This window comes from Anaerosporobacter faecicola, from assembly GCF_012070565.1.
GTDB lineage: Bacteria > Bacillota > Clostridia > Lachnospirales > Lachnospiraceae > Anaerosporobacter > Anaerosporobacter faecicola.
On sequence record NZ_JAAQRO010000010.1, the window covers coordinates 155777 to 164914 of the forward strand.

General features: G+C 36.6%; 8 protein-coding genes. All 8 read right to left on the minus strand.

The window, feature by feature from the left end:
* Nucleotides 1-167 precede the first annotated feature (167 nt).
* The gene (locus tag HBB17_RS07115) at nt 168-2594 is read right to left on the minus strand and encodes a glycoside hydrolase family 3 N-terminal domain-containing protein (protein ID WP_167956787.1); all 2427 of its coding nucleotides are present in this window, start codon (nt 2592-2594) and stop codon (nt 168-170) included.
* A 13-nt stretch (nt 2595-2607) separates the two neighbouring features.
* Nucleotides 2608-3540, minus strand: coding sequence for an AEC family transporter (locus HBB17_RS07120; RefSeq protein WP_238483695.1), 933 nt, complete (start codon nt 3538-3540; stop codon nt 2608-2610).
* Between the two features lie 61 nt (nt 3541-3601).
* Complete coding sequence (locus tag HBB17_RS07125) at nt 3602-3844, minus strand: sodium ion-translocating decarboxylase subunit beta (protein WP_167956788.1); 243 nt, start codon at nt 3842-3844, stop codon at nt 3602-3604.
* A 201-nt stretch (nt 3845-4045) separates the two neighbouring features.
* Nucleotides 4046-5140 carry an alpha/beta hydrolase family protein gene (locus HBB17_RS07130; protein ID WP_167956789.1) on the minus strand — a complete coding sequence of 365 codons (1095 nt, stop codon included), beginning with the start codon at nt 5138-5140 and terminating at the stop codon, nt 4046-4048.
* A 24-nt stretch (nt 5141-5164) separates the two neighbouring features.
* Nucleotides 5165-5746, minus strand: coding sequence for a TetR/AcrR family transcriptional regulator (locus tag HBB17_RS07135; RefSeq protein WP_167956790.1), 582 nt, complete (start codon nt 5744-5746; stop codon nt 5165-5167).
* Between the two features lie 402 nt (nt 5747-6148).
* Nucleotides 6149-6673 carry a hypothetical protein gene (locus HBB17_RS07140; RefSeq protein ID WP_167956791.1) on the minus strand — a complete coding sequence of 175 codons (525 nt, stop codon included), beginning with the start codon at nt 6671-6673 and terminating at the stop codon, nt 6149-6151.
* Between the two features lie 399 nt (nt 6674-7072).
* Nucleotides 7073-7660 carry a GNAT family N-acetyltransferase gene (locus HBB17_RS07150; protein WP_238483696.1) on the minus strand — a complete coding sequence of 196 codons (588 nt, stop codon included), beginning with the start codon at nt 7658-7660 and terminating at the stop codon, nt 7073-7075.
* 54 nt (nt 7661-7714) lie between these two features.
* Nucleotides 7715-8461 carry a pyrroline-5-carboxylate reductase family protein gene (locus HBB17_RS07155; protein WP_167956793.1) on the minus strand — a complete coding sequence of 249 codons (747 nt, stop codon included), beginning with the start codon at nt 8459-8461 and terminating at the stop codon, nt 7715-7717.
* Between the last annotated feature and the right edge of the window lie 677 nt (nt 8462-9138).

Here is a 9138-nt window from a genome sequence, read left to right on the forward strand (position 1 = left end):
GTATTCCTTGCATCTATAAATATATATAATAATGCAAGGATCAACACGTCATATACATTTTCTCGCGAGCTAGGAGTGAAATGAATTTCCTTTTGACCCTTGCAATATATTATCAATTTAGATTAACGAATTAATTTTTACCTATTATCAGAGATTAGGAACTGCCTCTACATCTTCTTAACATTCCAAACTTCTCGAAGGAACTCTTGTAGATCGTCCGCATTCTTTTCTGGAAGAATCTCTTCTATCGTTCTATTGGACGTATATTCATAATTGCTGGCAACAATCTGCCAATCCCAATTGTTTTTGGTCCACAGTTTTTTAAGTAGTTCCTTCAACTTACGATTCTCATACATTGTCTTTACCGTAGATTTAAGTCCATAAGAATAAGGTGATTTCACATCAAGATAGATTCGTTCCGTTGCAACCCGATCCTCCTCTGCGGAAGATGTCGCTACCTGAATGTCATAGTATCCCTCCTCCACAGTAAATTGATGTAGATCCTGATCATAGGAAGCAAAATCCTGCAATTGTAATGTAAATGGAACCGTCCTACTTTCTCCTTGTTTGACAAAGACTTTTTGAAATGCTTTTAGTTCCTTCACTGGTTTTCCTAAGGTCGAATATGGATCGGATACGTATATCTGAATAACCTGAGCGCCGTCGACTTTTCCTGTATTCGTAATCTCTACTTCAAAGGATACACCCTTTTCCAGATCAACACACATATGTTTGATCGGACTGATTTCAAATTGGGTATAGGACAACCCAAATCCAAATGGATAAAGCGGTCTGATTTTCTTCTTTTCATAGTAACGATATCCCACATAGATGCCTTCTCCATAACAAACTTCATAACCATCTCCAGGGAAATTAAGATATGCTGGTGAATCTTCATAACGCATTGGAAATGTCAACGGAAGTTTTCCAGACGGATTGATCTTACCTGCGAGAATGTCGGTAATTGCCTGTGCACCTCCCATTCCAGGTAGGAATACACACAAGATAGCCTTGACAACGTCACGATTAATGAAGGAAAGGTCAACGGGACCACATACATTCAAGAGTAAAACAACTGGTTTAATCTGTTCCGTTGCTAATTGCGTGTTATTCTCTATTACCTGTTGTCTTATGGTAGATGGAATCTGCTCTTCTCTAAGTGCACCAAGGGAATAGAGCCCACGCAAGTCTTCAAGATTCATCTGCATGTCATGCCTATCATTTCCCTCCATGCCATTACACACTGCAACATGTAGGATTATCGAAGCGTCCTGCATCGTTCCTACTTTTCTCGTTTTCTGTAAGCTTTCCATTAGATTCCCCACACGGTTTGTGGTTATCCCTGCACTTCCCGTTCCACATGCAGCAATATTCTTTTCTCCGCTACCCGTTATTGCAACTGCTTCCTCTCCTAGTGGAAGAATCCCTGCATTTTCAAGAAGAACAATTCCTTCACAAGCAGCCTCGTATGCAATCTGATTGCTTTCCTGTTCCAATGCTTCGGTATCAATTTCATATTCCTTCGAAGCACCCTGTATATCACCATGAACATCACTGGTTGTTGCTATATGATGCGTAAAATCAAGCATCTTCAAAATTCTGATTACTGCCTGATCAAGAATGTCCTCGGATAAGATATGTTCCTTAACTGCCAGAACAAGCGGTTCCCCTGAGATTGGTCCTGGCATCGCAAGATCATTCCCCGCCTGCAGAGCTTCCACAGGATGATACACCGCTCCCCAATCAGAAAGTACGACGCCATCAAATCCCCATTCTTTCCGTAACTTTTCCGTCAATAGATGATGGTTTTCCGTACACGGTATCCCATTGATGCGATTATACGCACTCATAACCGTCCTTACATGGCCTACTGTTACACATGCCTTAAAACCAGGATAATAGATTTCTTCTAACGCTCTTTCTGATATGATCTCGTTAATTCCAACACGGTTGGTCTCCTGATTATTCGCCGCAAAATGTTTTACATTCGCAGCAATTCCTTGCCTCTGTACCCCTTTAACTAAGGATGGTGCCAAATCTTTCACCAAACAAGGGTCTTCTGAATATCCTTCGAATAAACGTCCATTCAGTACCCCTCTATGTATATTCACATTGGGTGTTCCAAGAAGCACATCAATTTTATATAATCTAGCTTCCTTCCCCAGTGCCTCTCCTACCTTCTCAAGGACATTCGGATTCCACGTTGCACCAAGAAGCATACCTGGCGGATAACAACCTGGTGCGTAGTCTTTCCCATTCCGTCTTGTCGTAATTTGTTCCTTCAGCCAACTGTAGAGTTCCTGCTCTTTCTTAGATGTAAGTTGCTCCGGTTCATAAAAACATTCGATCACATGACGAAGTTCACTCTGACCAGCCATTCCATTGGTACTATTCGCAAGGTTTCCTACCCGCTCCACAAGATCACCAAATAACTGTTCAAAATTAATGCCCGTTCCTCCATCAAGGAATTGGAGTCTAGAGATTCCTAACCGATCAATACTTACCATACCGAAAAAGGAAGCTCCATTTACCAACTGCGCTTTTTCCTCTAAAGTCATATGGTTACATAGCTGTTCATATCGTTTCTCTTCCATCACGCACTCTCCTCTATCGATAAATCGCCGCCAGCACAACATACACCCCTATAGAGATAAAACAATATAAGGAATTCGTTGTTGAAACATATCTGCCAGCCTTCTCCTCCTTAAGAAAAGACTGCATACTAAATGTAGCTGGTGCTGACATATACGTGATTACAGCAGCGTCCAATCGCATATTCTGATCAATCACTTGATGAATCGCACCAAGAACCAATACAATCATCGCTGCTTGAACGATCACCCGTAGGAATATGGTTTTCAGACAAGGTTTGAGTAATGTCATGTCTGGCTGCATCTCATACCCAACGATCAGAAGGATTAATGGTGATAATGCTCTTGTAAGCATATCTTCAACATTTCCATACACGCCACCTGCTGCGCTTTCTACCAGACTTGGTAGAAGTCCTGTTGTTCCTACGATAATTCCTAATACGGTAGCTAGAAATGCTGGACTTTTCACTGCTTCTTTTATTAAGGCAACGGCATGAATTCCAACCTGATTCTCCACCTGTCCTAGTAGTCCCATATATACACTAAAGCCAAATAGTAACCCTGCGATATCTAGCATCGCAATCTGTGACAGATTTTCATTGCCACACAGGCCGCAGTAAAGTGGGTATGCAATCATTCCGCCTTCATATACGCTTACCATGAACGGTAAATATTTCTGGTAACTTCCTTTCAGCCATGGTTTTAATAAAAAACCAATTCCAAACGACAGCAGTAACATCGTAAACATGATTATGACAATACTTATTGTTTTCTTACTATACACCGTTGTTCCTAACGCATGAAAGATTGCAACAGGAAGAATAATCTTTGTTACAAGGAACTTCATATTATCAATACTCTTCTTTTCTAGAAATCCACCTATTCTACAGAACATACCCAACAGGAGCATGACTAGAACCGGAAGTACAGTCTCTAATACCTTTATCATTGATTTGCCCTCACTTTTATCATTCGCATTTTTTAGATTAGGAAGTCAAAAACCTATTACCCTAATTCTTTTTTGTCTTACTTTTTCGAATTAATAAGATTGCAATACACAATAGGAATATACCGCCAGCAATCATTTCGAACCAATGCGATTTTCCAACCTTACCAGCCACAAAAACGGATGTAGGCCCGTCTGCCCCTCCTATTACGGAAACCGCCATATTATACTTTTCTTTGCTTACTAAAGCAACGATTATTAGAACCAGTCCAATAATACCACTAACTATTGATGCGAATCTTTTCATCTTTCCTCCTAAATTTGCATTCGTAATGCTTTTTATGTACCTTTATGTATTCATTGTTTTACGTTCCTAAACTTCCTACGTGAATATAGCAGACATCTACGCCAACGAAATTTAAGTTATGGTTAAGGTGTCAAAAACCATTCGTAATTCGTAAAACTATCTTTATTTTAGCTGTCCGTGAGGGAAACGTCAATTCGTAACTTATTCTCTTATCTCATGTGCCATGATATCTACTACTTTCTCGGATTGTTCCCATAATGGACTATGTGCAGCATCTTCGATCAGATAAAATCTTTTCTTAGGCGCATCTAAGATGGAATAATACTCCTCAACCAAAGGCCAAGGGCAATTGTAATCATAATTACCACTAATAAAATACACTGGTATATCCACTTTTGTGATCATCTTTCGATAATCATGTTGCTGACAATCTTCGTAAAATGGCGTCTTACGATACATCTTCATTCCTTTTATGTAATCAAACTTTTCTTTCACCGTATAACAATGACTCTTCAGAATTGGAAGTACGATTCCCTCAAATTCTGTTTTATCTTTTATTGTACCACCACCCGCCTGATGCAATAGATCCACGTAGGTATACCAATTCTTACAAGTGACAATACCCTCTTCGTCTTTCGTAACACACGCTTCCAATTTTTTAAGACGTTTCTTATCTTTACGCTTGGTAAATACCTCTTTCATAAAGTTATACATCAACGTATCATTGTCAGGTCCTTTCGTCACAACTTGCGACATCGCAATATAGGCATAATACTCATCCGGATATTGTGCTACCGTTTGGAGTCCAATATGGGTTCCTCCCGAAAATCCCATGATATAGATTTTCTCTTTATGAAACCGTTCCTTTAGATAAGCAGTTACTGCTAACGTATCCTTTATCATCTGTTCTGTTGTTATCGTATCTGGATCAAGATCTGGATCATAAACCATTCCTGTTCCACGGTACTCCCAATGGCATACGATAAAATAATCCTCCAGATTCATCTTCGGATACGCTTCATTCAGAAAATAATCTGGTGTTCCAGGTCCACTAGAGATAAACAAAAGAACCGGATTATCCAAACTTTTTCCCCGAATAAACATACCATTTGGTACATCATTGATTGTAACCTTTCTCTTTTCCGCTATACTGTTTTCTAGTATTTTTCCGTTTGCATCTCGATATGGTTTAATCGTCCCTCTACTTATAATTAGAAAATACACAACTAATACTATAATACCTATTACAACTGCAATCCCCAAACCGATCATGCCCTTACAAATCATCTTTTTCATCTTCCTCATCTTCCCTTCTTCTTATTACTGGTTTCTCAGTATATTTCCTACTTCTTCTTTCCAGTTTCCTTCATATAAAACGTTTTCTTGCGTTGCAAGCATTGTGATTCCTTGTACAGTTGCCCATATATTGATCAACATGTGCAATATACTTTCTTTTGGAACCTTTCGCCTTTCTAGATTTCCTAGTACAAGCTTTCTAAGAATCTCATAAGGCGGAAAATTATCATCCGACTGTTCTAGCGATATATGAATCTTCATATATGGCGTTTGAAACATAAATCGAAAGTAATAGGGATGTTCAATAAAGAACTGCATGTACGCTTCTCCAAGACGAAAGATTGCTTCATCACTATATGGTTCGACTCCTTCTTGGGATGCATGTAAGATCGTCAAGAATTGGTCTGTGATATAATTCTGTATTCCCCCAATTAAATCCTCTTTACTTTGAAAATGCGTATACGGTGCGGCCTGACTTACATTACACCTGGCAGCAACCTTTCGAAGAGATAACTGTCTTTCCCCTTCTTCACCAATAATCGCAATACCTGCTTCAATTAATTCTTGTTTTAAATTCTCATGATGATACTTCTTTTCTACTCCCATCGATCTACCTCCAATTGATCAAGTGCACAATCTTAACACTGTTAACTTGTTGTTATTATGCATCTTAATCTTAACGCTGTTAACTTGTTGTTATTATACATCTCAATCTTAACACTGTCAAGATTGAGATGTTATTGTTCTACACGAACTGTTAACTATACATAAAAAGACAGATCAAATGATGATCTGCCCTATTTTTCTATTGATCTATTTTTCTATTGATCTGCTTTTTCTATTGATCTGCTTTTTCTTGCTTTAAAAATAATACAAAATAGCCAATCCTTCCTCCCCCTAATGCACATAACAAGAAACGATTGAATTGACACCATTCCTATTAATATTATATTCATTTGGACTAAAACCACCTGAACTGAACATAAAACACGTCCGTGCGAAATTTGGTTACTTTCTTTTATTCATGGCAATATACGTTATTTTGGGCGCATTTCCTTCTGCAATTGCTTGTCTACGTAACATCACTAACTTTCTTGCCAGTTCTAACCTCTCTTCATCTGGATTTTCCATACGAATAACGGGATTAAAGCAAGCTCCTTTGCATGCAACGCCCAATATCTCCATATCAAGTCCTGGCTTACAACTTCCACAGCCATAACAATATGTAATCCGATCACGTAAAAAAGTTTTAATCTCCAAGCTTTCATTTGCAAAACAAGAATTAAATGCCTCATTATATTGGGTATTCACCCAAACCTGGTAACTCCTCTCCTCTATCTTAATGATACATACCCGTCTTCCCTTATAACTAAGATTATAAGAATTTGTCGAGCCCCATTGTGGAGACATTTTATTCTGTCGTAAAAAAGAAACAAACGAAATGAGATTCTCTTTATCTTTTCCAACTAAGTATAGCTCAATCTGATTGTCAATGGATGGTTTTATTTTTTTCTGTATCTGGTAGTCTGACATTCGATTTTCCTCCTTGATCTTGGTCTTAACTTTTTTCACGGACACATGGTTCTGTACCAAAGGGAATCCAATAATTTTTCTACTTAATCTATGAAAAAATAAAATGTATTAATTTTCCCCATGCATCTTCATTTGCATGATAGATGTCCATCGTATTCCTGCCTAAATGCATGAACACTGTTCCATATGCGATCTTTTTTCCCAGCAAACAAACAAATATCCCCTTTTATGTTTTCAACCTGTATCCTTTTATGTTCTTTATTTAGATCCAATATGCTACTCGACTCATATGTAAAATAATATTGTGGTGAGATATTAAGCATACCTAAGATACAATTAATGGAATGTTCTATCATATTTACCAATATATTTAGTCGAACAAAAGGCACCGGCTTTCTCTTAGATATATGTGTCCTTATATTTAATTGTTATCCAAAATCTCTTAATAATCTCTCCATCTACCTCAATTTGTTTTTCAAATACTCCACCATTAGCAACAATTGCTTTTTCACTTGCATAATTACTAGCACCACAAGTAATTAGAACTTTTTCAATTCCTAATCTATTGCAATTCAACAGATTCTTTCTCAACATCTCTGTTGCATATCCATTTCTTCTTTCACACGAACGAACATAATACCCCATATGACCACCCCAAGTTGATAATATTGGATGATTGATATGGTATCTCAAATCAATAATTCCGACAATTTTATTATCATGTAATCGAACAGCAATATATATAGTAGAGGGAACCTTATCTTTTGGACATAGCTCAATATTACTCTCAACCCTAATAGTGTCAATCCACTCTTTTACAGAGCTGCATTCTTCAAGGTTTCCACATCCTGCAAATTTATCAGTATCATCTGAATCGATTATCTCCTGACGAAATCTCCAAATATCATCTTCGTAATCTAACGTTGGCTCTATTAATTTTATATCAGGCATGTTTTTATTCCTCCAAGAAATTTCTAGAATTCCCATAAAATCAATCCAAAACTTTATCGCTCTTGTCTTAATGGTCAAACTACTTTTATTTCATCTTCTCATACGATGCATAAATACACTTTTTATTATATTCTTATACTCATTTTCTTCAAAACTTTTTATTCCAGCTTCCGTTGCACCTCCTTTTGTTGCAACTTCCGTAATCAGTTGTTGATATCGATTCGATTGTAGTGATGTACTAAAAATGTTAGAAATAATCATTAATGAATCTTCTTCACAAAAACCTAGCTGTTTTCCAACTTCATAGAAACAATTTAATGTATACGAAGCGAACCCTATTCCACAAGATGCAAAAGCAGTTACTTTTTCAATGTCCTCTTCTTTTACTAAGAAAGCATCACCCAAATGATGAAAAATATAAAGTACCGTACTATTTTCTGTAGGTGTATATCCAATGATTCCTTTACATTTTTCTATTCCTACATTAGGCATAGCTCTAGATATTTTCGCATTGATAAACGCAGATGCTAATTCAATAACTTTAACACCCGCCATAAAACTAATAATATTCTTATTCATACAATCTATTGGTTGAATATCAATGAATTCGGATCGGAAGACTTTGGGAGGTATTGTAATAAATATAATGTCTGTGTTATGAATTAATTCTTTATTCGTAGCAAAGTAATTAATACCGTATTCATCAGCTGCAATCTTACGTGATTCCCGTGACTTAGCCGTTATAAATATACTGTTTTTATCAATCAATTGTCCTGCTAATAATCCTTTTACAAAGGATTTCGCTAAATGACCAAAACCTATAATTCCAATTTTCAAGTTCAGACCCCCTCTTTGCTATTCAGAACTGCATTTTCATTGGTGCTTCATATATAACATGTAAAACTTTTACTTTATACATCATCCGATTATTAACTACAAATTATTCTAATCAACATTCCTAGTTTCCAATATCATTTTTTAAGATAAATAAAACAATACAACCTACCAGTATAAATAAAGTTACTCCCCAAAAAAGAAGTGAAGCTTTCCTATCATCTTTCCAACATTTTATACCAAGTACTACAAATAATACGCACAAACCTAGTTTATATAAGTACCAGGCAGGTTCCCACAAATCAAAAAAATCTAGAAACATCATTAGGACTAAATATATGCAATACACTATGTCTATAATACAAAAGGCTTTTTTACGAACAGATTGTTTACGCCATTCTTGATCGAATATCATGTTCTATTCCCCTCTTTCAAACAAATTCCTATTATTATTTTACATAAGTTTTTAAATTGTTATTTTCTTCCATCTTATTACATTATATACGAGAAATCTCAATATTACAACTAAAAAAGATTGATTAATCCTTAAGCCGGTGACTTGTAAAATGAGATGCTACTTTGTAAGACGAAATGCAATGTTTATAATCAAGAATCATTTTTTGTAAACGAAACGCTACTTTTACACTACTTTGTAAGTGAGATGCTACTTTTGTAAGCGA

Coding starts and splice junctions, on each gene's coding strand:
- HBB17_RS07135 (WP_167956790.1), bottom strand. CDS start 5,746: ATGGGAGTAGAAAAGAAGTATCATCATGAGAATTTAAAACAAGAATTA.
- HBB17_RS07115 (WP_167956787.1), bottom strand. CDS start 2,594: ATGGAAGAGAAACGATATGAACAGCTATGTAACCATATGACTTTAGAG.
- HBB17_RS07125 (WP_167956788.1), bottom strand. CDS start 3,844: ATGAAAAGATTCGCATCAATAGTTAGTGGTATTATTGGACTGGTTCTA.
- HBB17_RS07140 (WP_167956791.1), bottom strand. CDS start 6,673: ATGTCAGACTACCAGATACAGAAAAAAATAAAACCATCCATTGACAAT.
- HBB17_RS07120 (WP_238483695.1), bottom strand. CDS start 3,540: ATGATAAAGGTATTAGAGACTGTACTTCCGGTTCTAGTCATGCTCCTG.
- HBB17_RS07130 (WP_167956789.1), bottom strand. CDS start 5,140: ATGAAAAAGATGATTTGTAAGGGCATGATCGGTTTGGGGATTGCAGTT.
- HBB17_RS07150 (WP_238483696.1), bottom strand. CDS start 7,660: ATGGGAATTCTAGAAATTTCTTGGAGGAATAAAAACATGCCTGATATA.